23 protein-coding genes and 1 pseudogene are annotated in these 24638 nt (G+C 46.2%); 14 read left to right on the top strand and 10 right to left on the bottom strand.

Annotation, left to right across the window (positions count from 1 at the left end; genetic code table 11):
- Positions 1-194 precede the first annotated feature (194 nt).
- The 5 genes and pseudogenes from EIZ48_RS05745 (at position 195) to EIZ48_RS05765 (ending at position 5167) form a co-directional block, all read left to right on the top strand.
- The gene (locus EIZ48_RS05745; RefSeq protein WP_160649173.1) at positions 195-578 is read left to right on the top strand and encodes a LexA family protein; all 384 of its coding nucleotides are present in this window, start codon (positions 195-197) and stop codon (positions 576-578) included.
- Between the two features lie 5 nt (positions 579-583).
- Entirely contained in the window at positions 584-1888 is a 1305-nt protein-coding gene (locus tag EIZ48_RS05750) for a Y-family DNA polymerase (protein WP_160649174.1), read from the top strand.
- Between the two features lie 22 nt (positions 1889-1910).
- Positions 1911-2037, top strand: a pseudogene (locus EIZ48_RS05755) (IS6 family transposase); the annotation flags it as partial.
- Between the two features lie 34 nt (positions 2038-2071).
- On the top strand, positions 2072-4789 hold the full coding sequence (locus EIZ48_RS05760; protein ID WP_160649175.1) for a cation-transporting P-type ATPase: 2718 nt from the start codon (positions 2072-2074) through the stop codon (positions 4787-4789).
- Positions 4790-4945: 156 nt separating this feature from the next.
- Positions 4946-5167 (top strand): hypothetical protein, encoded by a 222-nt coding sequence (locus tag EIZ48_RS05765; protein ID WP_160649176.1) that lies wholly within the window; start codon positions 4946-4948, stop codon positions 5165-5167.
- 92 nt (positions 5168-5259) lie between these two features.
- Here EIZ48_RS05765 and EIZ48_RS05770 read toward each other — a convergent pair whose 3' ends face one another.
- The 4 genes from EIZ48_RS05770 to EIZ48_RS05785 form a co-directional block, all read right to left on the bottom strand.
- Positions 5260-6204 (bottom strand): YeiH family protein, encoded by a 945-nt coding sequence (locus EIZ48_RS05770; protein ID WP_205298576.1) that lies wholly within the window; start codon positions 6202-6204, stop codon positions 5260-5262.
- A gap of 117 nt (positions 6205-6321) precedes the next feature.
- Entirely contained in the window at positions 6322-6645 is a 324-nt protein-coding gene (locus EIZ48_RS05775; protein ID WP_160649180.1) for a YdbL family probable chaperone protein, read from the bottom strand.
- A gap of 18 nt (positions 6646-6663) precedes the next feature.
- A complete protein-coding gene (locus tag EIZ48_RS05780; protein WP_160649182.1) occupies positions 6664-6879 on the bottom strand; it encodes a YnbE family lipoprotein in 216 nt (71 codons plus the stop codon).
- A gap of 48 nt (positions 6880-6927) precedes the next feature.
- Positions 6928-10206 carry an intermembrane phospholipid transport protein YdbH family protein gene (locus EIZ48_RS05785; protein ID WP_160649184.1) on the bottom strand — a complete coding sequence of 1093 codons (3279 nt, stop codon included), beginning with the start codon at positions 10204-10206 and terminating at the stop codon, positions 6928-6930.
- A 454-nt stretch (positions 10207-10660) separates the two neighbouring features.
- On the opposite strand from EIZ48_RS05785, the gene EIZ48_RS05790 reads away from it, so the two are divergent.
- Positions 10661-11938 carry an NRAMP family divalent metal transporter gene (locus tag EIZ48_RS05790; protein WP_160649186.1) on the top strand — a complete coding sequence of 426 codons (1278 nt, stop codon included), beginning with the start codon at positions 10661-10663 and terminating at the stop codon, positions 11936-11938.
- 78 nt (positions 11939-12016) lie between these two features.
- Here the strand turns inward: EIZ48_RS05790 and EIZ48_RS05795 are convergent, their stop codons facing one another.
- Positions 12017-12364: a hypothetical protein gene (locus EIZ48_RS05795; RefSeq protein ID WP_160649188.1), complete on the bottom strand. Its 348-nt coding sequence runs from the start codon at positions 12362-12364 to the stop codon at positions 12017-12019.
- 321 nt (positions 12365-12685) lie between these two features.
- Here EIZ48_RS05795 and EIZ48_RS05800 point away from each other — a divergent pair, with 321 nt between their 5' ends.
- Together EIZ48_RS05800 and EIZ48_RS05805 are read left to right on the top strand one after the other, a co-directional pair.
- Positions 12686-13339, top strand: coding sequence for a hypothetical protein (locus tag EIZ48_RS05800; protein ID WP_160649190.1), 654 nt, complete (start codon positions 12686-12688; stop codon positions 13337-13339).
- Positions 13340-13600: 261 nt separating this feature from the next.
- Positions 13601-14494: a LysR substrate-binding domain-containing protein gene (locus tag EIZ48_RS05805; protein WP_160649192.1), complete on the top strand. Its 894-nt coding sequence runs from the start codon at positions 13601-13603 to the stop codon at positions 14492-14494.
- A gap of 66 nt (positions 14495-14560) precedes the next feature.
- Here EIZ48_RS05805 and EIZ48_RS05810 read toward each other — a convergent pair whose 3' ends face one another.
- On the bottom strand, positions 14561-17263 hold the full coding sequence (locus EIZ48_RS05810; RefSeq protein ID WP_160649194.1) for a bifunctional acetate--CoA ligase family protein/GNAT family N-acetyltransferase: 2703 nt from the start codon (positions 17261-17263) through the stop codon (positions 14561-14563).
- Positions 17264-17431: 168 nt separating this feature from the next.
- The gene (locus tag EIZ48_RS05815) at positions 17432-17941 is read right to left on the bottom strand and encodes a DUF2301 domain-containing membrane protein (protein ID WP_160649196.1); all 510 of its coding nucleotides are present in this window, start codon (positions 17939-17941) and stop codon (positions 17432-17434) included.
- A 150-nt stretch (positions 17942-18091) separates the two neighbouring features.
- On the opposite strand from EIZ48_RS05815, the gene EIZ48_RS05820 reads away from it, so the two are divergent.
- The 4 genes from EIZ48_RS05820 to EIZ48_RS05835 all read left to right on the top strand — a co-directional run bounded on the left by EIZ48_RS05820 (position 18092) and on the right by EIZ48_RS05835 (position 20890).
- Positions 18092-18673, top strand: a complete 582-nt coding sequence (locus EIZ48_RS05820) for an SPOR domain-containing protein (RefSeq protein WP_160649197.1) — start codon at positions 18092-18094, stop codon at positions 18671-18673.
- A gap of 326 nt (positions 18674-18999) precedes the next feature.
- Positions 19000-19992: a D-alanine--D-alanine ligase gene (locus tag EIZ48_RS05825; RefSeq protein WP_160649199.1), complete on the top strand. Its 993-nt coding sequence runs from the start codon at positions 19000-19002 to the stop codon at positions 19990-19992.
- Between the two features lie 93 nt (positions 19993-20085).
- Positions 20086-20259: a YhfG family protein gene (locus tag EIZ48_RS30065; protein ID WP_160649201.1), complete on the top strand. Its 174-nt coding sequence runs from the start codon at positions 20086-20088 to the stop codon at positions 20257-20259.
- The gene (locus tag EIZ48_RS05835; protein ID WP_160649203.1) at positions 20249-20890 is read left to right on the top strand and encodes a putative adenosine monophosphate-protein transferase Fic; all 642 of its coding nucleotides are present in this window, start codon (positions 20249-20251) and stop codon (positions 20888-20890) included. Before EIZ48_RS30065 ends, EIZ48_RS05835 begins: the two co-directional genes overlap by 11 nt.
- Positions 20891-20955: 65 nt before the next feature.
- Here the strand turns inward: EIZ48_RS05835 and EIZ48_RS05840 are convergent, their stop codons facing one another.
- Positions 20956-21927, bottom strand: coding sequence for a tyrosine-type recombinase/integrase (locus tag EIZ48_RS05840; RefSeq protein WP_160649204.1), 972 nt, complete (start codon positions 21925-21927; stop codon positions 20956-20958).
- 250 nt (positions 21928-22177) lie between these two features.
- Between EIZ48_RS05840 and EIZ48_RS05845 the strand changes: the two genes are divergently transcribed.
- Positions 22178-22543: a DUF3319 domain-containing protein gene (locus tag EIZ48_RS05845; protein ID WP_075767478.1), complete on the top strand. Its 366-nt coding sequence runs from the start codon at positions 22178-22180 to the stop codon at positions 22541-22543.
- 63 nt (positions 22544-22606) lie between these two features.
- On the opposite strand, the gene EIZ48_RS05850 is transcribed toward EIZ48_RS05845, so the two are convergent.
- On the bottom strand, positions 22607-23122 hold the full coding sequence (locus tag EIZ48_RS05850) for a putative ATP-dependent zinc protease (RefSeq protein ID WP_160649206.1): 516 nt from the start codon (positions 23120-23122) through the stop codon (positions 22607-22609).
- 108 nt (positions 23123-23230) lie between these two features.
- The gene (locus tag EIZ48_RS05855; protein WP_160649208.1) at positions 23231-23836 is read right to left on the bottom strand and encodes an HAD family hydrolase; all 606 of its coding nucleotides are present in this window, start codon (positions 23834-23836) and stop codon (positions 23231-23233) included.
- A gap of 120 nt (positions 23837-23956) precedes the next feature.
- On the opposite strand from EIZ48_RS05855, the gene yciH reads away from it, so the two are divergent.
- Entirely contained in the window at positions 23957-24280 is a 324-nt protein-coding gene (yciH, locus tag EIZ48_RS05860; RefSeq protein WP_160649210.1) for a stress response translation initiation inhibitor YciH, read from the top strand.
- Positions 24281-24638: the final 358 nt, after the last annotated feature.

Genomic DNA, 24638 nt, shown 5'->3' on the forward strand with positions numbered 1-24638 from the left:
ATAATTGACGCATAAAACTAAACCTTGCGGTTTGTTTGCTGTTTTTTGCGTCATATCGAGTACGAAAACTCATCAATTTCCGGCACTTGCCTAAATACTGTACATCCATCCAGAAAATACACAGCGTAATAGTGACTATTCTATCCAGTCTCGATTAGACTGTATATACATACAGTATTATTAGTGAGTGAAATATGGCGGTCTTACCTGTTTTTTTAGAGTCGGTAAAATGCGGATTTCCGTCTCCGGCAGACGGACATCAGGAAGATCTGGATTTGGATGATTATCTGATCCGTAATCCTAATGCGACCTTCTTTCTTCGTGCTTCCGGTGACTCCATGGTGGGTGCCGGTATCTATGATGGTGATTTACTGGTTGTCGATCGGGCCGAGACCGTGGTTCCTGGCCGAATTGTGATTGCCCGCATTTATGACGAGTTTACCTGTAAGCGTGTCGTACGCCATGACAATAACTGGTGGCTAAAGGCGGAAAATGCCAACTATAAGCCATTCCCCATGCCGGAAGACTCTGAGATCTTTGGGGTTGTTACCCGCAATATCCATAACTTGATGGATTAACAACAATGGCTAAAGACTTTGAGGGTTACCAGAATCAGGTATGGGCGCTGGTCGACGCAAAGAGCTTCTATAGCAGCTGTGAGCAACTCTTTGACCCTTCTCTCACCAATAAACCCGTGGTGGTGTTATCGAATAATGACGGTTGCTGTGTTGCCTTGTCCGCGCAAGCGAAGGCGCTGGGTATTAAGCGAGGGGCGCCCTGGTTTAAGATTGAACGAGAGGCTCGAAAGCTGGGCGTTCAGGTCAGAAGTTCGAACTATACCCTGTATGCAGATATGAGCCGCCGTTTTATCGAGGAGCTCTATCAGTTCTCTCCCTACGTTGAGCAGTATTCCATTGACGAAGCTTTTGTTCGCCTGGACGGTATGGAGCATCACGGTTTAACCGGCTATGGAAAGAAGTTGCGGGATACCATTCAGACAAATATTGGTTTGCCGGTACGTGTTGGCATCGGGGCTACCCCCACGTTGGCTAAGTTAGGCAATGAGGCAGCCAAGCGATACGAAGACCGTGTTAATGGCGTGATTGAGATTGATAGCGACTATAAGCGCCGTTGGTTGCTGGAGCGAACCGATATTCAGTCTGTTTGGGGGATTGGCGCCAAAACAGCAACAAGGTTGCGCACTACGGGGATTGATAATGCGCTGCAGTTGGCAGAGAAAAATTCGGCCGATATGCGTCGGTTATGGAATGTTGGTTTGGCCCGTACAGTACTTGAATTGCAGGGAATTGCCTGCATTGCTCCCGGTGACATTGATGAAAAAAGAAAGCAGATATTATCCAGCCGAAGCTTTGGTGTCGGTATTAGCAAGCTCGATGAGCTGAAAGCGGCCTTGGCTTTTCATTGCCAGCGAGCAGGGGAGAAATTGCGAAAACAGGGCAGCCAGGCAAGTGTTGTCAGTGTTTTCTTGCGGACAAATCGCTATAAGAACCTCCCTCAGCACAATAAAACCTGTGTTCGAACACTGGCATGCCCGAGTCAGGATTCCTATAAGTTTTTGGCATCGGCATTAGAACAGCTGGATTGTGTGTATAAGCCGGGATTTGAATACCAGAAAATAGGGGTGATCCTGGATGACCTGACTGATGCCCAAAATGATAACTTTCAGCTCGATATGTTTGATACCAGTGCACTGGAAGAAATGAAACGGCGGGATTTGATGGCCATTACGGATAGGGTGAATGCCCGGTTTAAGAACGGTATCAAACCAGCTTCGGTAATTGGCTCGACTAACTGGCATATGCGCCAGGCGTTTCGGTCTAACCGCTGGACTACACGTTTGAATGAACTGCAAATAGCCAAGTGCTGAAGGCAGAGTTGAGAACCGTTAAGTGACCAACTCATTCAAATGGAAACATTTTCTAGTGCATTCATAGGTATGGCTCTACCTTGATGAGCTACGCTAATCTCAGTGATATGTTGGCCGAGCGTGGTGAATCTGCAAGGCAAAGGACTCTTTGTATTCAATCGTTGGTTTTTCGGAGCATAGGCAATGAACAAAGTCATCGATAAAAAGTTAGAGAATAACTGGCACGCAGAGGCCATCAATACCGTGTTGGATACGTTGCATGTAGATGCGGATGGTCTCTCTCGGGACGAAGCCGCAGCTCGACTCGAAACCTGCGGACCGAATCGCTTACCGGAGCCTGTCAAGCGTAGCTCTATTGTTCGCTTTCTTCGCCATTTTCACAATATTCTTATCTATGTGCTCTTAGCTTCAGCAGTTATTACGGCATCGCTGGAGCATATGGTCGATACGTTGGTTATTTTGACAGTGGTTGTCGCCAACGCGGCCATCGGCTTCGTGCAGGAAGGCAAAGCTGAGAAGGCGATGGACGCCATCCGCCGGATGCTCGCCCTTAAGGCTTCCGTGGTGCGTGACGGAAACCGCCGTTTGATTGAAGGTGAAAAACTGGTTCCGGGAGACATCGTTTTGCTGGAGGCCGGGGACAAAGTGCCTGCTGATCTGCGCCTACTTAAAGCGCATGGCCTTAAGATCCAGGAATCAATCATCACTGGCGAATCTGTACCCGTCGAGAAGAGAACATCGCAAGTGGCCACCGATGCGTCCCTAGGCGATAGAATATGCATGGCGTATAGCGGCACGCTGGTAACCAGTGGACTCGGCAGAGGTGTCGTCGTCGCAACGGGCTGTGATACTGAGATTGGCCGCATCAGCGGTATGCTTTCCACTGTCGAGACACTTACCACTCCGCTTGTGCAGCAGATGGACGTGTTTGCACGGTGGCTCACCGTACTCATCTTGCTTATTGCTACGACACTTCTCGTATTCGGGTATTTCGTCCAACATTTCGAGTTCTCCGAAATGTTCATGGCGGTCGTGGGACTGTCAGTCGCCGCCATACCCGAGGGTTTACCCGCTGTCTTGACAATTACGTTGGCCGTGGGTGTCCAGGCGATGGCGCGGCGCCGTGCCATTGTCCGGCGCTTGCCCGCCATAGAAACGCTAGGCTCAGTATCGGTGATCTGCAGCGATAAGACTGGTACCCTGACGCGTAACGAGATGATGGTCGCATCTGTTGTAACGCAGGCGCATATCTTCTCGTTGGAAGGTGCTGGATATGAACCAAGAGGGGTCATCAAACTCAATGATGCCACCGTAAGCGCGCGCGAACATGTAATTCTCGAAGAAATTGGCCGTTTGGCTGCGTTGTGCAACGATGCATCGCTGCATGAACGTGACGGTGTGTGGATCGTTGAAGGTGATCCAATGGAGGGCGCCTTACTGGCCTTATCCGGCAAGATCGACATGGATATCAGCGAAGAACTTGCGGGATGGACGCGCACGGATGCCATCCCCTTTGATGCCAAGCATCGTTTCATGGCAACTCTCAACCACGACCACGAAAACAACGCGTTCATTTCCGTCAAAGGCGCCCCAGAGCAGATCCTCTCCATGTGTAACGAGCAGAAAACCGTTTTCGACGGAACCGAACCTCTTGACACTGACTATTGGTATGAGAAAGCGGAGCGCATTGCCGAACAGGGCCAGCGTGTGCTGGCTTTCGCGGTCAAGCCGGTTCCACCGAAGCATACGGTCCTCGAATTCGTTGATGTCAAGGACGGGTTAATATTGCTCGGCCTGGTCGGGCTGCTCGATCCTCCGCGCCCAGAGGCTATCGAAGCCGTCGCAGAATGCCAAGGTGCGGGAATACGCGTGAAGATGATTACCGGGGATCACAGGGGAACGGCTGCCGCTATCGGCAGGCAAATCGGGCTGCAAAACCCCGACGCGGTGCTGACTGGCTCTGATATTGATGGCATGGACGATTCTGCGCTCACCGCCGCCATTCTCGAAACCGATATATTCGCCCGCACAAGTCCCGAACACAAACTCAGGCTGGTTATGGCATTGCAGTTACACGGCTTGTCCGTCGCCATGACCGGAGACGGGGTAAACGATGCGCCTGCACTCAAACGCGCCGATGTGGGTATTGCAATGGGGATGAAAGGCAGTGAGGCGGCTAAGGAAGCCTCAGAGTTTGTTCTGGCAGATGACAATTTTGCCTCGATAGTCGCCGCAGTACGCGAGGGGCGAACGGTCTACGACAATATCAAGAAAGTCATCAGCTGGACTCTACCGACCAATGCAGGCGAAGCTTTGACAATCGTTGTCGCGCTGCTCTTCGGCATGACCTTGCCGATTACCCCAATACAGATCCTCTGGGTCAACCTGATCACCGCCATCACGTTGGGTATTGCTTTGGCGTTCGAGCCGACGGAGGCGGATACCATGAATCGACCGCCGAGACCAAAGAACGAACCGCTTCTTACCGGAGAACTGGCATGGCATATCGTGCTGGTGTCGGTGCTCTTTCTTGGTGGCGTATTCGGCATGTTCACCTATGCGGTAGATCGGGGTTATTCGCTTGAACTAGCACGCACCATCGCACTGAACACGCTGGTTGTTATGGAGATCTTTCATCTGTTCTTTATTCGAAATATCTACGGCACATCGCTCACATGGATGGCAGTGCGCGGTACGAAGGTGGTTTGGTCTACGGTCATCGGCGTTTCCGTTGCTCAGTTTGCCATTACCTTCTTACCGCCACTTCAGGAGTTGTTCGGTACCCGGACTGTGCCTTTTTTCGACGGAGTGCTTATCGTTGGCGTGGGTGTCATGCTGTTCGCGATCATAGAAACCGAAAAGCAGCTTCGTTTGCGTTTGCATGAATTGCGAGCGATGTGAGATGAGTGTCATTACATACTTATAATAAAAGCGGTCATATTTTTATTAACTTATAACCATTTTGAATTTTATAGACATAAAGGGTATTTTTCTTTTCCCCTGAATCTTTCCGATAATGTAGTCAAATAGATATGCCTGAGTAGGAAAGATAAGCTGATGGTCAAATGGATAGGGGGAGTTCTCGCACTGGTAGGGCTGTCACTAATGACATCGGGACTGGTGAGTGCCTTGATAGACTTGGCGGCTTTTTTGCTTTTGCTGTTTGTGGTCGCGAGAAGGGCCATGAAGCGGAAGGCAGAATCGGCAGAAAAAGGGTTTTCGGATGATATATCAGGTGTCGAAGCCGAAAGCAAAGAGAGAATAGATATTACGCCGTAGGCAGAGTGCTACCTTGAAGTAAACAGTGAAGAATACAAAAGAGCGAGTGTCTGCAGGGCAGCAACACTCGCTCTTTTTGTTGACAGTATTCGTTATAGCCACTGAATGTAGGTTAGCGAACCTAATCCGATACTAAACCAAAGCAAGATCCCCAGTAACAGTGGTTGAAACCCGGATGAGCGAAGTTTTTGTACTGTGATCCCTGAGCCTATCAAGAACAGGCAGACAACCAATACCCGCTTGGAAACAGTAAATACCTGATCGTAGACAGGTTGCAGATCCGGAACGAAGTGGGCGAACAAAATAGCGACACAGTAAAAAACAATGAAGTAGGGAACGCCAATCTTTTTGCTGTCGCCTTTGAACATCAGCGCACTCAGAAAGGCAATCGGAATGATCCACAATGCCCGGGCCAGTTTCAATGTTGTGGCTGTCTTAAGCGCCTCATCGCCATAGGCCCCGGCGGCCCCTACAACAGAAGAAGTGTCATGAATGGCGATGGCTGCCCAGGTACCAAAGGCATGCTGGCTCATCTCAAGCAGGTGGCCAAGAGCCGGAAAAACAAATAGGGCGACAGAGTTCAGCACAAACACCGTTGCCAGCGCCAGGGAGGTCTGATCGTCTCTGGCATTGATGGCTGGTGCGACAGCGGCAATGGCACTTCCGCCGCAAATGGCTGTACCGGATGCAATCAGGTGCCCGGTCTTTTGTTCGATTTTTAAAAGCTTGGTCAGCAGGTAGCCAATTATAAGCGTGAAAAAAATCGAGGCGACAATAAGCCCCAGGCCCTGTTTGCTTGCTTCGATGGCCTGATCGAGATGGATGCCGAAGCCTAATCCAATAATGGAATACGACAGTAGTTTCTTGGTCAGAGAGGCCAGGTTGAAGTGTGTCGGAACCAATCCAAGGCTGGCAAGCGTGAAGCCCAAAATCAGTGCGACGGGTGAGCTTATAAAGGGAAGCAGGCAAAGCAGGGCGATAGCAAAGAAAAAATAGTCAGACGTCTGGGCGTTTTTGATGGTGTTAGAAAGCGACATCATTAGTGAGTAGTTAAGAAAATCAAAGATTAGGATGCAGCGAGTATACGCGAAATTTTAGTTAGTTAGATTTAAATATATTGATGCTAGGGTTAAGAAATACTGAACATGCTGATACTACTTCTTGACCCACCGACCTGATGCGTTTTGGTAATAATTACCAGATTTGGTTTTTTCTATGGCCTTTTGGTAAGCCAAGCGACCAACTTCCGAGCTCGTGAGGCCATGGGATACGGCAATTTTTTTATAGCGGGTCTGGCGATGGTTGTTAACGGAGGACACAAGCTGTCGTACTTCCTGCGACGCTGTTGAGGTAACAACGGCAATATAGCCAGTATTAGCTTCGCCAATCAAGCCCTGATCCTTGGCCTGCTGTAGGTCAAGGGCGTAGGCATTGGTGGATATGAAAACAGCAAAAAATAGGACTAGAAAATTCTTCATGGCAATCTCCCTGCCGTATCAGAATACATCGTCATCGCTGAACAAGTCATCAATTTCCTTATCAACTTTTATTCTAATTTCGTGTTCAATCTTTACATTGAGGTTAACTTCTATGGGCTTGTCTGAAGCTGTGACCTGTACTGTGGGAGTACAGCCGGAAATACCGAACATCCCAAACATTGCAACGAATGCAAGGATTGTGAGTATGCTGAAAAGTTTTAGCTGAATATCCATGAGCTACGACCATTCTTAGCTATCATGTTAAACAAAAGCGCAATAATGCTACTCATCTAAACCAAGCTGCTTTAAAAATTGACCTTCCAGCTTTGATGAATTTATCGCATTCAATGTCTTTATAAGTGCTGGAATGTCGTCTTCAATGTTCAGGTTTATATATATCGGCCGTCCATTTTGAAAATCAGGATTGTAGCCTTTAAACCGCGAACTAGCGTTTAATTGTCCTTCTTTAGAATAGTCTATATCAACGGCTAGCGAGTCATATTTATAATTTTTGAGAATCTTACTAATCACCATCAGGCTGTTTTCTCCGGCCGCCTCGACATTCCTGTCAATGGCTGAACCCTCCTTGTATCGCAGCACGCCTCCCGGGAATCGCGAATGAAGCTTACCGTTTTGAATGGCTGGCAGGCCGCTTTGGATCGACAGGGGAAGGCTGCCATCCAGAGTGCCAGTTAGCTCAACGTCATTAGGCTCAATAGCTTGTATGAGCTTCTCCAGGTCCAGCCGATGAACAAGAATAGGAATGTGGGGAATGTTCGTGAGCGAAGAGCTGGTTACACCGTGGGTGCTGATGGAGCCACCTAGCAAATAGGCACTGGCACGGTGGAGAGCATAGTGGTTATTTCCGGTATCAAACTCGATCAAGGCAAAGATGTTTTCGAGTAAAACACCGGCATGCAACAGGCCGGCATGAAGGCTGACAGGGTACGTTGAATGTATTCCTTCGGGAGTGAGCACAGCGTTAAAAGAAACATTGAGATCGGCAAAATGAAACCCGTGTATATACCCGCCCAAGCCATCAGCAAAAACAGCAAAATTACCGTTCAGCTTGCCCTTGTTAAGCAGCAAGTCAGCATTAAAACCCACTTTACCGCTGTTGAGGTCGTACTTGATGGGCAGCCGTGGCAAATAGTGTTTTTTTAAACTTCGCTTTGTATCAAAGGAAATGTCATTACGGTGTAACTTTATTTTGGTCTGATCGCGCTGCAAATCAGACTTTATAGAAAACTTTACTAATTGTGCGTTGATAGCACTGTTTAAGACTCCGGCAATACTGAATGTATCAGGCTCAAGAGTCAGCGTTCCCTGGCTGCTGAAAGGAGGCAGGCGCTGGTTGTTCTGCTTAAGATTGAGGCTGGTCTGGTAGTGGGTTGTTATATTCAACTGTCCGTTTGAATGTCGAAGCATGGCATCTTTGAGAGCGAGTGTAAGTTTGGCATCGTACTTCTGTACTGGCAGTTGCTTTTTGTTGCGCAGAAGCCGCTTTCGAAACTGGGCGGAAACAGCTTCCTCGGTGATCAGTTTTTCGCCGTAGAAGTCACTGGTAAGTAGGATTTCGGCATCAGGTGCTAGTTGTAGCTTAAGTTGAGGTGGAGAGTCGTGCTCGAAAGATTGTGACAACTCAATACTGCCAGCCTGAAGTGATAAGTCAGTAGCCTGAGAGTGGATAAATGAGGGATCAATTGTTGCACCAACAGGCAGTACCGCTTGGGCGACGTTGAATCGATTTTGCTGAAATTGCAATGTCAGGTTTGTCGAAGACCAGTTCAGATCAACGTCACTGGAAGCAGAAATTGTATCTAGCTGGCTATCGATAGTCGGGAAAAGCTGCTGAATTCGGGACTGAAAATGGGCTGAGCTGTTACATTGTAACGAGTTGGATGGATGGTGCCGGTCAAACTTGATAGAGCAATATAGCTTCTTGAAGAGTAAAGAAAAAAAGGTGTCATGCCGGGGGCTTTCCATCGCGATCTCTTCACTGGGTTCGCTGAGTTCAAATATCAGCTTTTCATCTTGATACAGTGCATCAAAGGTCAGTGTTCCGTCAGTGCTGAAGGACAGGGTCGAGACGGTAGCCTTTGTCTCTGGGCTGTCTGGCGAATTGTGCATAGGGTGCTGAAACGTATACTGGTTTAGATCTACCTTGATGTGACGAGGTAACGTAATTGTGATCTGATACTGCGCTTTAGTAATGCTGTCCAGGCTTCTTGAAAGCGTCTCTGTGGGAGAAAGTTCTTGATTAGAATTAGATGACTGGCTTGCTGGAGTGTCGGCTGTGGTTGTTATGGTGCTTGCGGAGTCTTGGCTGAACGCCGTCTGTGTGGCTTGGATAGTCAGCGGCTCACTAAGGCTCGCATTAGGCATACCGTAAAGCTTAAGCCTGTCGGTTAGCTCTTTGGTGTGTTGGAAGTCCGCGTGGCAATTAAGAGACGTTGGCAATGGACTGGAAAAATGGAGCTTAGCAAGGCATTGCAGCTTGTTTCCTTTCGGCCCGGCGATCGTGCCGGAAAAATGCGCGTCTTGTTCATTGATATGTTCGACAAGCACGTCAATGTCATAGGGGTCAGGCCCGAGCGCTTTTCCGACCAATTTTAGCCTGGCTTTTTTATCGGGTTTATTCATTCGCTTTTTTGGGGTCTCAAGTACCAGCAGAGAATGAATGATTAATTCACCGTAGTTGAAATCATGGATCTTAAGTTTACGTAGTGGGAGTAAAGAGAGTTTGGCGATAGCTCGCCCCAGATGAAGGCCCTGATTGGTGTTGTCAGGTTTTTCGATGAACTCTGGCAACTGGCTGGGTTGATCAAGCCAGAGGCTGTCTGCTGTCAGTTTAATCGTGTTTTGAGCATGTTTGAGATCCAATCCGAGGGCTATGTTCTTTCCCTGTTGGGTATAACTCTGTGTGGCAGTCGGCCATTTGGGCTTAAGTGTGGTGACATGGACAGAGAGCGGTGTATTGTATGGCTGCCAACTGATAGAAAAATTAGCCTTGTCGAACTCAAAAGGATATTGGTTAGCTGCTTTGTCGCCCGGGATCAGAAGGTTGAGAGCACCATGCCTGATATAGCCACTAATGACCACGGCAGGTTGCGTCGTTAAAACAAGGTCTATATCTTCAATCTGTTGTTTGACGGCTGTATTGTTGTTGTCGAAAAGAGATGCTTCGATCGAGTTTGCATGGGCGCTAAAAACATAAGGTTCAGACAGATCGGTGAAGTTAAAAGCGGTTTCTTTCAGGGTCAGGGCACTTAACCTAATGCCTTGCTGTTTCAGGGCGTCCAGCACATCGGGAGAGAGGCGAACTTCAGTTTGCTTAGAAAACAAGCGCCATGATGAGTTAGAGATAGCACTATCTGTGTCGACAAAGTGTTCGAGGGAAAGCTTGCGTAGCGTGAGCGCGTTTCGGTTGATAGAGATGGACACTTCATTGATAACCAGCCCCTGATTAAAATTGATGCCGGAAATTGCATTAATCTCAATGCCTTTTGAAGCTAACCATGGCGGAATGATAACGGCCGGAATGATGAGAATACAGAGCATCACAAATAAACCATAAAGAAAAAGACGCTTTCTTCGGCTTCGCATTCTTCTTTTGGAGATGGTCACGGAGGGCCGTGGGTTCTCTGTTTCATTCATGAATCATCAAAACTACCTGGTTTGAGAATATACACGAGCACATATGAACGATTGTATTCATATCGTCTACTTTCTCTAAGCATAAGCCGTAAAACAAAAAAGCGTGGAAAAATAATCACCTAACTGAACTAAAAAAATCACACTGAAATTCAACTTTTTTTTATTGTTTTTTTCGCTGCAAATGCCCGACAACCAATAAGTATTACAATTCTCGATAGAGATGATCCTCTGAAATTTTTATATCTTGTAGTGATAGTTGCTGATGGGTGGAGAGGCAGGCTTGATCATTGAGGATAAAACTGCGAGAAATTGGAGGGCAAAAATACTATTAGAACAATAAAATCATCAGGATGTGATTATGTCTGACACAGCGTCAATTCAAACCCCTGCCGAAGGCGGCAGTAGTATAAAACAACTTATCCAATCATTGGGCCCGGGTATCATGATGGCCACTGCGGCAGTGGGTGGTTCACACCTTGTCGCATCAACAAAAGCTGGCGCAATTTATGGCTGGCAGCTGGCTGGACTGATCCTATTGGTAAACCTCTTTAAATATCCATTTTTCCGGGCTGGCGTTCAATATACGATGGGAACCGGTAATAGCCTTATTCAGGGCTACGACAGCATGGGACGCAGCTACCTTTGGATTTTTACCGGGTTAAGCATTATCTCTGGGATTGTAAATACGGCAGCACTGTTGCTGTTTAGTGCCAGTCTGCTTGGCTACTTCCTGCCGGTTACGCTTTCCCTGCCGGTATTATCCGCTGTTGTTGCCACAGCCTGCCTGACTATTTTGTTTGCAGGTCATTACAAGGCGCTGGACGGCCTGTCAAAAGCGATTATGGCAGTACTTGTTATTGCTACCTTGTCTGCAGTGGTTATTGCAGCCGGTAATGGCAGTGCTGCACCAGCAGATTTTGAAGCACCTTCTGCCTGGTCAATCGCTTCTATTGGCTTTATCGTGATTATGATGGGCTGGATGCCGGCACCGATTGAAATTTCGTGTCTGACATCGCTTTGGCTTAAGAGTCAGCAAAAAGATCAGAAGGTGACGGCGCAATCGGCGTTGTTTGACTTTAACGTTGGCTATATCGGAACCGCGATTTTGGCCATTGTATTTCTGTCACTGGGAGCACTGGTTCTGCATGGTACAGGTACAGAACTAAAAAGCTCGGGCATTGGCTTCTCGCATCAACTTGTTGGTCTATATGCTTCGACGATTGGTGAGTGGTCTCGTTACCTCATTGCGGTTATTGCCTTTTTCTGCATCTTTGGTAGTACGATCACTGTTATCGATGGCTATTCACGGGCATTGGCTGAATCTCAATTATTGCTGCAGAAAAAGCCATTGGATCAGCGCCGCTATCACAATACCTGGATGGTTGTTGTCAGTGCCGCTGCAATGGGCATCATTGTGTTCTTTAGCTCGGCATTGATGCCGCTGCTTAATTTCGCCATGGTGTTGGCATTTATGACAACACCTGTATTTGCTTTGCTGAACTATCGTCTGGTTGCAAAAACAGCCTTACCGAAGGCGTTGCAGTGGAGCCGTACGATGAAGGTACTTTCTTGGGCTGGATTGACGTATCTGTTTGGTTTCCTGGCTGTGTTCATTTGGTGGAAGTGGCTGATGTAGAATAAACCAAATCAATGAAAGCAAGGACTAAAAAGCCCTCAAATTGAGGGCTTTTTAATGCGTAATGTCTACCTTGATTTAGCCTGCCAGAGCAGGATCACAAGCTAGTTTGTCAACCTTGTTCTCATCCTTGGATGCCGGCACGAGGATCTCACTGTTTAACTGATAAATGATATCAGAGAGGGCTTCTCTCACTGCGGCTTTATCACCACCATCTAGTGCATGAATTGCACGAAAAAGGTCTTTCTGGATACTGGTTACTTGCTTGGATGCACGATCGAGTTCGAGGTACTCAATGGAGGCAATTTCATGAATGCGCTGAACCGAGATACTGGCAGGAGAGATAGCGCGATTAGTCATAAGTTGCGATGAGCAGTGCTTGAGGTATGTAATAGTCTGTGAAAGCGATTGTGGGGGTTTTTCCATAATGATCAATCCTTAATCTTTGATTTTAAATCAATTCTAGTCTTCCCGGTCACTTGCCAGACACTGTAGAGTAAATCATTTTAATCAATATTAATGCAGATCAATTAAATGCTTATTCTATTGTGCTTAGAGGAAAACTCTGGATATGGATCGCATTGTGTAGGTGGTTATATTTGCCATGCAGTGGCTAAAATAACCATCAGGAAAAACGCTTATTTAGAAAGAATTATGTAAGCTATTGAAAATATAGACTAATATTTTTGGCATGTTACCTGCTATGAACTTAAGACAATAATCATATCGTAGGTTAAAGGAATCGACATGAAGAAAGGATTTGGCTTACTTATTGTTTTCATAGCGCTTTTCTCTTTAAGTAATATTGTAGTAGCCAAGGATAAGCGGACGTTTACGGGGAGCATCGATGCCAGCGAGCAGGCACTGCACAAGTTGGTATTGGAAGTCCCGGTTGGAATGGTTAATGTTCAGGTTGTTGATGACGGTGCTGTGACTTATCGTGTGGACGTCGAGGACAATTCATCGGGTTGGTCTTTCTTTGCCACAGATCTTGATGCTCTGGTGCTTTCAACGCAAGTCACCGACCAGACACTGCATTTAATGATTGATGAAGATGGGATAAGTCAGGATTGGACTCTGAATGTTCCTAAAGAACTCGCACTGCAGCTTCAACTTGGTGTCGGTAATGTGGATATTAATGGCTTCAGCCAGACACTCTCGGCCAACATCGGAGTCGGCTCGGCTTGGGTGGGAGTGAACGGCGCAGAGTATGGGCATGTTAGTGCTGCCGTGGGGGTTGGTGAAATTCAGGTTCACGGGTTTGAGCAGGGCAATCTGGTGAAGGAGCGAGTAATCGTTTCTGATCAGCTCACGATTACCGGAACGGGAAGTCATCACATTACTATTGAAATCGGTGTCGGTGATGTGAATCTCAGTCAGGATCTTGCTAGCAAGACTTAACAAATGTGCCGTATGCAATTTTCTGACTTAATTATCACTAAAGTCAGAAAATTCTCGGGGAAAATACTTTCATAATTGAGTGGCTATTCAATATTTTGAATAGCCACTTTTGTTTTTGTCATCCGGTCTAAATGCCTGCGAGTACCAGATACGATTACAGGTAATGTATAGCAATGTAAAACTCTTCTTTTTCATGGGAATGACGCTGAGATATGTGATAAAACGATAACAAGGATGTCAGGGTCACAACTGGGAGTAGATGTGAATAAATTATTGTCTTTCGAAGCGCTGTTAGTGCTCGATGCTATTGAGCGCCGGGGAAGTTTTGCTGCCGCTTCTGAAGAGCTGGGTCGAGCACCATCTTCTTTGAGTTATCAGGTTCAGAAACTAGAACAGGATCTGGATCTGGTGATTTTTGACCGTTCCGGCCACAAGGCTGCGTTTACCAAAGCCGGTCATTTATTGCTGGAAAGAGGTCGCCTGTTGCTAACAGCTGCGGATGAAATGATTTCTGATGCCAGTGCGTTGGCCCATGGCTGGGAATTGGATATTACTATTGCGTACGATGGTCTGGTCAAGCTCGATAATATGTTGCCGCTGGTGGACGGGTTGGGAAAAGTCAGCAAAACACGTATCCGCTTTCAGGAAGAAATTCTTGCCGGGTGTTGGGAGGCTCTCGCACAGGACAGAGCGGATCTCCTGATTGCGCCAGCACCGAGCGTCGCTCCGCCAGATGTAAAGATTCAGCCAATAGGTAAGCTTGATACCATCTGGGTTGCGCACCCGGATCATCCTATCCATAAACACAAGAACCCATTGGATCCTCAAGTCAGACAACAGTATCGTGGGATTGCCGTGGCAGATACTGCCAGAAATTTACCACCATTGACGCATAATATTTTAGATGAACAGCCGTTGCTGACGGTGAGCTCCATGCACGATAAATTTGTGGCGCTTAAAGCAGGGATGGGCATTGCGACAATGTCGACATGTTATGCGGAGGAAGCGATTAAAAATGGTGAACTGGTTGTGATCGGTGATGATCCGGTTTACGAATTGGATATGGTTTTAGCCTGGAATCGAAGCCGTATGGGCAAAGCAAAAACTTGGTGTATCAAACACATCGAGAGTTTGTGGAAAAAGCAGTTTAACTAGACAAAACTGTCTGATAAAGAAATGGCGCCAAATTTGGCGCCATTTGTGTAATAGGGCGAAATAACGTTAACTTGATGTCTTCAATGGCAGCAGCATTTCGACAATGCCGTCTTCCATTTGGATATCAATTTCAAAGCCGACTTTTTGCGCCAGCATAATCATCCCGCGGTTAGAAGGCATGGTCATTCCTGACATTCGCTGAAGCCCGCGCTGCTTGCAGTAGCTGATGATCTTGTCCATTAAAATACGCCCTAGTCCGATCCCTTTAAGATCCGAGCGGACCAAAATCGCGAACTCGGCTTCTTCATTTTCAGGATCCGACAAAGCGCGGGCTACCCCGATGATCACTTCGTCTTCTTCGCCATTATCCTGTGTGATCTGGCGGGTCGCGACAAAGGCCATCTCCCGGTCGTAATCAATTTGCGTCAGGTTGGCCAGTGCCTCATGGTTTAATTCACCGACATCAGAGAAAAAACGACGGTATAAATCATCGACGGAGACCTTCGATATAAAGGATTTATGCTTCGGTTCATCTTCGGGCAAAATTGGGCGAAGCAGAATTGAAGAACCATCTTTTAACGAAACTTCTTCTTCATATTCTATAGGGTAAGGGCGTATTGCCAGTCTTTTTTGCTTGTCGCCTGTAAATTGCTTAATGCTCATCGAAGCGTCAATCACGGTCATCTCATCGCCAGAAGCCAGCAGAGGATGGATATCGAAGCTAATAATTTCCGGGCAATCAATGATCAATTGGGAAATCTTAACCAGCAGCTTACACAATGCTGGTATATCGATACGTTCTGGCAGGCTACGTTGCTTTATCTTGCCGGTCTTAATGGCGTTGATAACCATATAACGAGCCAAGGCCATATTGAGCGGCGGAATAGCGACAGCGGCATCCTTGTGAATATCCCACTCGGCAGCGTCTTCTCCCATTAGAATAACCGGGCCAAATACGGAATCATTGTGAACCGAGATACGAAGCTCCTGGGCGCCGGAACGTTTTGCCATCCGCTGAACTAACAGGCCGTCAATTTGGGCGTTAGGGTAGTCGATAGAAACACGATCCAGAATGGCCTGGGCACCATTGGCGACTTCTGCTGCTGTTCTTAAGTGCAGCATTACCCCGTGTACTTCTGATTTGTGGCGAATATCCGGTGAGCGTAGTTTTACCGCCACCGGATAGCCAATTTGTTCGGCAATATGTGCTGCCTCTGAGGGATCTTCGGCAATCCATGTAGGCAGCGTGTTGAAGCCATAGCTTTCAAGTACCGGACGGACTTCATGAGTTTCAAGCTCAGAAACACCCTGGGCAAGCAGATGGTTTAATACGTCGTGAACGTGGCGAGGGTTGGCTTGGGTTTCCCCGAACGAAACCGGCGTTTCCATCAATTGCTTCTGGTTACGGCGGTATTCGACCAAATGCATGAAAGCCGATACCGCGCTTTCAGGCGTACGATAGGCAGGAAATCCAGCCTCGGTAAAAATTTGTCGAGAGGCCGCCGCCTCATTCTCGCCAGCCCAGTTAGTCAGAATGTTAAAGCGTTTGCTTCGGGGGTGGGACTGCAGAACATGAACAAGTCGTTTGGCGGTTTCGTGGCCGGGGGCGATAGCAGAAGGAGAATGCATGATAAGCAATGCATCAAAATCGTCGCTGTCGAGCAAAATTCGAACGGCTTTTTCATAACGGTTAATGTCGGCATCGCCGATAATATCGATTGGGTTGGAATTTGACCAGCAGGCAGGTAACACCTCAGACAGCTTGCTGGTGGTTTCTGCACTAAGCTCGGCCAACTTGCCGCCTCGGTCCGAAAGCGCGTCAACAGCCATAATTGCCGGGCCGCCGCCATTGGTAATGATGGCAAGGCGTTCGCCACGCAGAGGGACGGAGTGGGCAAGTGTCTCAACGGCAGCGAAAAGCTCATGGGTATTGTGTACCCTTAGCATACCTGAGCGTCGAATAGCCGCATCATAAACGGCATCCAGGCCAACCTCACCGCCGGTATGAAGATGCGCAGCCGCACCACCGGCCCGGGTTCGCCCACTCTTGAGTACCAGGATCCGCCGGTTACGTGCAGCGGCTCGTGCTGCTGACATAAAACGTCGGGCATCCTTGATTGAATCTACATATAAGAGAATGGCCTCGGTTTTACTGTCGCGGCAGAGTGAGTCGAGCAGCTCGGCAAAATTTATGTCACAGGCATCGCCAAGGGAGAGGAAAGTCGAGAAACCGATGCTCTTGTCTTTGGCCCAATCCAGGATGGTGGTGCAAACGGCGGCTGACTGGGAAACAAAAGCGATATTTCCCTTATTGGCCGCAATAGGCGAAAAGGAAGCATTGAGGTTGAGCCATGGCAGAATTAAGCCCATGCTGTTCGGGCCCACAATACGCATATCGAACTCTTTTGCTACCGCATACATTCGGGCTTCTTCGGTCTCGCCGTTACCGTCGAAATCGCTGTTCATACCAGCAGCGAGTACGATTGCTACCTTGACGCCTTTCTCACCAAGTTGGCGAATGATATCGACATTACGGTGGGCATTGGTACAGACAATGGCGAGATCCGGAACCCGGGGAAGACTGGCAATTGTCGGGTAGGCGAGAACACCGGCTACGGCATCATATTTGGGAGTGACAGGCATTATAGGCCCGTGAAAACTACCTGAGAGCAGGTTTCTGATAACAACATATCCTGCCCGGTTGGGGCTGTCTGATGCCCCAATCACTGTGATTGATTTCGGCTTGAGTAGTTTGTCCAGTCCATCCATAACTTCACCCGACATTAATGAGAGTTACACCAGAGTCTAACGGATGAAGATTGGAGTTTCCGACTAAAGTTTGCGAGCTGTGATCAATGGCAACTTGTTTGAATCAATAGCTTTTTAGTCAAGAAAATGGGCACTTCCTCGTTGTAATGAAAAGCAGTACCCAAATAGCTAGATTTGGTAGCGGCTTTTATCACCGATATCGTAGTGCAAAGGCATACGCCATTTTGCAATGGCGGCAATAGCTAACAGTACGGTGCCGACAAGGCTGAAAACAAAGCTAACCTGAACTAACCCGAAGACATAACAGAACCAGTAACCGGCCAGAACTAATGGCGTTAGTGTCAGTATTTTTAGCTGAAAGCAAAAATACTCTTTAATTGCGAGTGCACTGAAGGTAAATAAGGCTGCACCCAATGCAAGTGGTGACCATATATCAAGAATTAACCAAGCAGCGGCAAACATCCCGCTGCCGGCGATTAACCACCGAAAACGTTTATCGTAGATATGAACAGTGCTTGCAGCAATAAGTGCGCTAATAACAATGGCCGGGATAGCTAACTCAGTTTTCCAAGATATTATCAACAAGATAGCAGCAGCTGCGGTTAGGGCACAGCGATAGAGAATGACGGTTAATTTATCAAGGCTGTCGAGCTCGCTCTGAATATGAGGATCGGCCATTTGAAGCTCCGAATTATCAAGAATGACGTATTTTACATCAGAATCATGTGACGAATGACAGATAGTTATTGATCTAACGTAAAGTAAGGGTTGATTGGGCTTAGAAGCAACGGCAGAATGAAAGCAGAGATCTTATTTGGCAGAGTAATAATGAAGAAAATCGCCGTGTTCGCCGTAGTAACGGCACTAGCCGGGTGTGCGTCAGACAGTGAAAATATGCAAATTGTAACCTCTTCATCTGAAGAAAGTTACACGGCAGAGCAGCTTCGCTCACTAGAACAGATGCAAAAAGCAAAAACTGAACAGACAGTGATTGCCCTGACTGAAGAAACCGTTAAACCTAAACCGGTAAAGCAGGTTGTCAAAATATCACCTCAGCATCCTGAAGAGCAAATGGCTAAGAAACAAACGCCTAAGCCGAAGAAGCCTGTTTACAAATATTCCAAGGCAGCTTCTGGTGGATACACAATCCAAGTGCTGGCATTGAGCCATAATAGAGGTTTCCGACCTTATATGAATAAGCTGCCATCGGATCAGCCTGTCTGGATGAACAAAAAAGAGCTTGAAGGTCTACCTTGGTATACCTTGTTATACGGCCAGTTTGATACACGCGAACAGGCGAAAAGGGCTCTGGCGGCATTGCCACAAAACGTAAAAGATTACGGCCCATTTATCCGCAGCCTGAAAGAGATTAAGTCATCACCGACGCCTAAGCTGACAAAGCTGAACTAATCAATGGAAAAGAGAGCAAGCTTGCTCTCTTTTTTTATATCCGGAAGTTCCGACAGAAGCCATGATGTTCAATCTATACCACTCAAGCAGCTGAAAACGTTAACTTCAATCAGTTACCGCGACTTTTATGCTCAACCAATGTTAATTTAATGAAATATTTCACTGATAACTGATCTGTAAGGTGCAATATGCTCGTTTTTTTTATTACTATTGAGACAGAATGATAGCTTAAGCGTCGGATGGGCGGAGATACGCTTTGACGTTAGGCTGAACAAATAAATGGCTGGCAACACAAGATCTGCCGGTTTGTACTACAAGGGATGATAATGAGCTCAATCCATGTTTTATTACTGTGCGGCGGCGGAAGCGCCGAGCACGAAGTTTCTCTCGTTTCTGCTAACTTTGTTGAACAGCAGCTCCAGAAGATTGATGGCATTACCTACACCCGTGTTGAAATGAAAGAGAGCGGTTGGTTTGACAGCGAAGGCACTCACTGTCAGCTGAATCTTGACCGTTCATTGCAAGTTGGCGACCAGAAAACACAAGTTAATTACGTGATCCCATGTGTTCACGGCTATCCGGGTGAAACCGGCGATCTCCAGTCGTTTCTTGATATGGCAAAACTGCCATACTTTGGCTGTGGTGCAGAGGCCAGCACCAACTGCTTCAATAAAATCACCACCAAACTGTGGTTTGATGCGCTGAATATTCCAAATACGCCTTACGTTTTCCTGAGCGAAAATAGCGATGAGGCGCATGAACAAGCTGCTGCTGCTCTGGAAAAATGGGGAAAGGTCTTCATTAAAGCCGCTTGTCAGGGGTCTTCGGTCGGCTGCTACCATGTCGCGAATGTTGCTGAACTTGCCGATGCGGTAAATAAGGCGTTTACCTACTCAGAACAAGTTCTTATTGAAAAAGCGATCAAGCCACGTGAGCTTGAAATCGCAGCTTATCAATATGGCGATGAGCTGGTGATCACCAAGCCAGGCGAAGTGTCGTGTCCGGATGACAAGTTCTATACCTATGAAGAGAAGTACAGCTCCGACAGCCACTCAACAACAACTGTTGAAGCTCGTGATCTTACTGAAGAACAAGTTGAACAGATCCGTCACTATGCGCGTAAAGCGTTTGTACAAATGAAGCTGAAAGATCTGTCACGCATTGATTTCTTCCTCAGTGAAGATAATGAAGTGTTGCTCAACGAGATAAATACCTTCCCGGGTATGACGCCAATTTCTATGTTCCCTCAAATGCTGGAGCATAACGGCCACTCGTTTAGCGTATATCTGGAAAAAGCCATCAAAGCGGCTGCAGTATAAACTGCGCTTTGGCCGGAGGGGAGCTTTCCGACGGCCAAATTGGCGATTCTGTCTGGAGATGCAATACTGGGTATAGATATAGAAAGGAAAAGTATGCTGACAACGAAACAAAAACGTGAACGGTTTGAAGCTTTGCGAGCTCGAAATTACAGGGCGAGTCTACAGCTTGAAGGTTTCGATGTTGAGCCAACGAAGATGGATAGCGACAGAGATCAATCCACAGAATCCGTTAAAATTGCCAGATTAAAACAGCGCTATGCGAGATAAATATGGTGTAAACCAAGACCCGGACTGTTACCCCGGAACGACTATCCTCAAGAATCGCTTATCTATCATGGATGAAGACGAACTTGAGCTTGCAGAACGAGATTTTACCCGCGTTCGGGCAGAACACTTTGTGCCCGAGTTTGATCAATTCAATCTGGCTTATCTTCAAAAAATTCATCAACACCTGTTCCAGGATTTGTACTTATGGGCCGGCCAAATACGTCAGGTCGATATTACAAAAGGGCAAACGCGTTTCTGCCATATGGAGAATATTCAGCGTGAGGCCGAAAAGCTTTTCATCGAGCTGGAACAAGAAGAGTTTCTGTGCGGCTTGCCATTCGATACGTTTATCAAACGTATGGCGCACTATTACTGCGAGCTGAATATAATCCACCCATTTCGTGAAGGTAATGGCAGAGTGCAACGTATCTTTTTCGAAATCCTGGCGATTAATGCCGGCTATGAAGTGTGTTGGGAAGGCATCAACCTCAAAGAATGGGTCGACGCCAACCAAATGGGTTACTTTGGCGAGCTAAAGCCGTTGCAACGTCTGTTTGAGCGGATCACTGTGCTGATTGATATTCAACAAGGACCAAGAGAACATTGGGCTGACAGTCCTTCCGAGCAATAGCCCTGCAAATATAGTCCTACTAATGCACTATAACTTTTGAATTATCTCCGCTCTCTATACCATACTCATTTATCCCATGGCTTAGGCTTAACATACTTGGCGACTTCTTTATCGTGACGATCGGTATTGCCTACGTATTGAGCCGGCATTGCCGGGCTTTTCCAGCGTCCCTGTTCTTGAATTTCGCTAATTGAAAGGCCTGAATCAGCTAAATCCTTAGCGGCACCAACTCGTGGAGATTGTCCTGAGAATAGGGCGGATGACGGTATGTTCAGTTCATCGCTGGCACGCCGAAATACACGATAAATTGATGAGTGATCTAACGGCTTATCACCAATATTACTGTGGCGATCGATACGACGAAAAACAAAACCCTCACAAATCATGCTAATTACAAGCCATCGCTGTAATGCTTTAGATGATACCGAGCTAAGGGAAATGCATCTGCCGTTAACTAAAAGATCAATCAAACCATTTGTGTGTATCTCCAATGAATCAATAGTGAGTGCAGCAAGCTCGCTGCGTTTCAGCATTGCTTCGAATGAGACGGCCCAGATCGCCATGTCGCGAATATCTTTTACTTTGGTGGAAAGCTCAAATTGATAGAGAAGCTTTTGTAAGTGTTCGTCTCTAAATGCTGAGGCATTACGATAATCATCATGCTTCTTGAGTTGCTGCTTTTGCATCTCCAAGCGTATTTCGGTGTGGGAGCAAGGGTCGGTAAGATTATGGCAGCGATGCACCAAACTAATTGTTACCATGTAACGCTTTAAGCTGGCGAGTTTTCGAGAGCGGGACATGTGGTCGATGTACCTATGCACTGTATCTGACTTTGCAGGCAAACATGGCACTTTATTTTCAATGCAGAAAGCGACAAAATTATTCCAGTCATTTTTAAAAGCAACGAGCGTATTGTTAGCATATTGGCCGTGTGTGAGCTCCTCCCATGGATCTGTGGTTTCGATAAACCCAGAGAATGTTTTGATGCTGAGGCGCTGTTGTTCTTCATTATCGATAGGTGGAATTTTCTTGGTCATTTAGTGATAACCTTCTAGTGCACTATAATTATAAAGATATACCAAACATAAATTTGTACATAGTGAAGAATAAAAAAATCATACTGACAACAAATTTATAAGCTTAATTAGAAGACAAATGAGCAACTAAATGCTTCAATAACACTGGATTTAATGAGTTTTTGTAACAATACTTATTATCTCAAGAGATTATTTTTTTGATGCTTGTTTTTTGTACAGAGATTTGACTCAACTTTGTTGAGGAGTGTGGATGAAGAAAAGAATATTCCATCGAGGGCACAACATTGAAAATGCAACAGGTGACCCTGATGGCTGGAAAACCACAATTAATGGTCGTCCGGTATCAAGTAAACTAACATTGGTTAAGAAAAGCATCGACTGGTGGTGTGATATGAAAGCATTCATGCCGCCAGAGAAGTTTGCAACTGTTGGATCTCAAGCTCAGCAAGCAGATCAAAAGATTGAAGATTACAAAGGCTTTAAGCTGATGAATGACAGCGGGAAGCCTAATGAGTGGTATGTGATATTACGTGGGCGATTATTAAAAGGATCGCCCATCGCAATTAAAAAGCACTTAGATGCTGTTATTGAAAAGCTCAAACAACAACAGAAATAGAGTAGGGTAAGCTTACTATTTTCAATAAACTAAACGCCGCAAAGGCGTTTAGTTTATAAACGATTAATCGTCTTCATCAAGCTTATCAACATCGACTAAATAATCACCACTTAGCCAGTTGCGGCCGATGAGTAATTTGTAGTCGAGCTTGCTTCTGTCTCGTAAATTGACTGCAACGCGTTTGTGTTCGCCATTCCAGCTTAAGTCCATTTTTACAGCGTAGCGACGTTCAACACCCTGGGCATTGCGAATCTTGCTAACTTTGATGATTTTTCCTTTATATGTCGCTTCATCACCATTTTCATTTATCGAGGTAAACTCAACGGTTTCCCCAAGGTGATCTCGCATATCATCACTGTCGCTATCTTCGCCAGTAACTTTAATGTTGGTTGCATGTATCGATGTTGTTTTCGCACCGGTATCGATACGTGCTTTAAAGTCGAGTTCAAGCTCATAAACTTTGATTGTCTCAACTTGCCCGACAATCGACTTATCTCTACTAGCTTTACCGTCAGCCATTGCTAAGTTTGCACCGGTTACCGAAAACAGTATCAAGGCGGGTAGCAGAAGTTTCTTCACACAGGCTCCTAAAATCATTAGTCGTTTTCAATGTAGACACCAGATTAATAAGTATGTTCCAGCTTACTAAAACAGCATACTGAACTCACTCAATCTTTCTAAATAATACTAATTTATGTCCAAGATCTTGTTAATTTTATGAAAACATGACGCAGATAGCTCAAATTGTATGGTTTGGAAACCAAAAGCTTGTGCTGCGTTGACATTTTGCTCGTGGTCATCAATATAGAGCGTCTCGCTAGGCTCCAAATCATATCGCTCGATGAGTAGCTTATAGATATCCGGATCGGGTTTCATCATCAGCTCTTTGCCAGAGACAATTCCACCTTTAAAAAGAGAGATGAAATCGTTTCGTTCATTGAGTGTTTCAAAAAAAGCACTGCTCATATTGGTGAGATAATAAACGGAATAGTGATGATCCAGCAGTCGATACAAAAGCTCTTCGGTTTCTGTAATTTTCACCAGGCTATTGATAATATGTTCGAAAAAATCTTCCATACGTGAGACCGCTATTCCGGTTCTTGCCGCAAACTTAGGAATAACTTCAGCCATCAGCATGGTACCTCGATCTAGTGAGAGCCAGTCAGGATGATGAAAGACTTCTTCCAAAAGAAGGTGTTGCTCATCGGTAGAATCTGTAAAAGAAGCCACAATTTGGTGAGGATCCCAGTGGAAAAGAACAGCGCCAAAGTCAAAGATTACATTACGAATCATAAGAGTTTCCGTTTTACTACCATTTATTGATAATATTCGGTAACTGGTAATCTGCAACATTGAGCAACGAACTTATTACCAGGTTCACAAATCCCAGAAAGTAGACGAGATTTTTTCCCAATGAGTGATAACAGCCGTTTGGTATTTTCCACAGAGACAGGCCGAATCAAAGAAGATAAAGCTGCACCGCAACGCCCAAAAGGTGACGGTGTTGTTCGCATTCAACGTCAAACCAAAGGTAGAAAAGGCAAAGGAGTCTGCATCGTGACTGGCCTTGATCTTGAAGACGCTCAATTAAAGCTGCTGGCTGCAGAACTGAAGAAAGTTTGCGGCTGTGGTGGCTCCGTGAAAGATGGCAATATCGAGATCCAGGGCGACAAGCGTGACGTCATTAAAGCCACGCTTGAGAAAAAAGGCCACACAGTAAAACTAGCTGGCGGTTAATCGCAGAAGCTTAATGACAGAAGCCCGGGAAGTTCTCGGGTTTTTTCTTATCAGTTAACTGCATGAACTGTACAGCAGTTAACAGATAGCTCTTGTAATTCAAGCTAGCTTTGAAGCACCAGGCAAACTGACCATTTGCAGCAGAGCTTAAAAATAGGTGTAAATTACCTATTTTATGGTAAATCCGTAATACTGTTAAATTGTACAGTACTGGAACGCGTACCATACACACATTGAGAGAATAGGAGGAAAGATATAAAGAAAACATGTTCTTACCCTCAAATCCTATTTAACATAAGGTACATAATGCGCACTAATGGGTTATGATTTAACATCTTTGGGTCAGCGCCGATACCTT

This window comes from Photobacterium alginatilyticum (assembly GCF_009910675.1).
Taxonomy (GTDB): Bacteria; Pseudomonadota; Gammaproteobacteria; order Enterobacterales; family Vibrionaceae; genus Photobacterium; species Photobacterium alginatilyticum.

Bases quoted from the DNA above. Each gene is read 5' to 3' on its own strand.
- EIZ48_RS05745 (WP_160649173.1), top strand. From the start codon at position 195: ATGGCGGTCTTACCTGTTTTTTTAGAGTCGGTAAAATGCGGATTTCCG.
- EIZ48_RS05750 (WP_160649174.1), top strand. From the start codon at position 584: ATGGCTAAAGACTTTGAGGGTTACCAGAATCAGGTATGGGCGCTGGTC.
- EIZ48_RS05760 (WP_160649175.1), top strand. From the start codon at position 2,072: ATGAACAAAGTCATCGATAAAAAGTTAGAGAATAACTGGCACGCAGAG.
- EIZ48_RS05765 (WP_160649176.1), top strand. From the start codon at position 4,946: ATGGTCAAATGGATAGGGGGAGTTCTCGCACTGGTAGGGCTGTCACTA.
- EIZ48_RS05770 (WP_205298576.1), bottom strand. From the start codon at position 6,204: ATGTCGCTTTCTAACACCATCAAAAACGCCCAGACGTCTGACTATTTT.
- EIZ48_RS05775 (WP_160649180.1), bottom strand. From the start codon at position 6,645: ATGAAGAATTTTCTAGTCCTATTTTTTGCTGTTTTCATATCCACCAAT.
- EIZ48_RS05780 (WP_160649182.1), bottom strand. From the start codon at position 6,879: ATGGATATTCAGCTAAAACTTTTCAGCATACTCACAATCCTTGCATTC.
- EIZ48_RS05785 (WP_160649184.1), bottom strand. From the start codon at position 10,206: ATGCTCTGTATTCTCATCATTCCGGCCGTTATCATTCCGCCATGGTTA.
- EIZ48_RS05790 (WP_160649186.1), top strand. From the start codon at position 10,661: ATGTCTGACACAGCGTCAATTCAAACCCCTGCCGAAGGCGGCAGTAGT.
- EIZ48_RS05795 (WP_160649188.1), bottom strand. From the start codon at position 12,364: ATGGAAAAACCCCCACAATCGCTTTCACAGACTATTACATACCTCAAG.
- EIZ48_RS05800 (WP_160649190.1), top strand. From the start codon at position 12,686: ATGAAGAAAGGATTTGGCTTACTTATTGTTTTCATAGCGCTTTTCTCT.
- EIZ48_RS05810 (WP_160649194.1), bottom strand. From the start codon at position 17,263: ATGGATGGACTGGACAAACTACTCAAGCCGAAATCAATCACAGTGATT.
- EIZ48_RS05815 (WP_160649196.1), bottom strand. From the start codon at position 17,941: ATGGCCGATCCTCATATTCAGAGCGAGCTCGACAGCCTTGATAAATTA.
- EIZ48_RS05820 (WP_160649197.1), top strand. From the start codon at position 18,092: ATGAAGAAAATCGCCGTGTTCGCCGTAGTAACGGCACTAGCCGGGTGT.
- EIZ48_RS05825 (WP_160649199.1), top strand. From the start codon at position 19,000: ATGAGCTCAATCCATGTTTTATTACTGTGCGGCGGCGGAAGCGCCGAG.
- EIZ48_RS30065 (WP_160649201.1), top strand. From the start codon at position 20,086: ATGCTGACAACGAAACAAAAACGTGAACGGTTTGAAGCTTTGCGAGCT.
- EIZ48_RS05835 (WP_160649203.1), top strand. From the start codon at position 20,249: ATGCGAGATAAATATGGTGTAAACCAAGACCCGGACTGTTACCCCGGA.
- EIZ48_RS05840 (WP_160649204.1), bottom strand. From the start codon at position 21,927: ATGACCAAGAAAATTCCACCTATCGATAATGAAGAACAACAGCGCCTC.
- EIZ48_RS05845 (WP_075767478.1), top strand. From the start codon at position 22,178: ATGAAGAAAAGAATATTCCATCGAGGGCACAACATTGAAAATGCAACA.
- EIZ48_RS05855 (WP_160649208.1), bottom strand. From the start codon at position 23,836: ATGATTCGTAATGTAATCTTTGACTTTGGCGCTGTTCTTTTCCACTGG.
- yciH (WP_160649210.1), top strand. From the start codon at position 23,957: ATGAGTGATAACAGCCGTTTGGTATTTTCCACAGAGACAGGCCGAATC.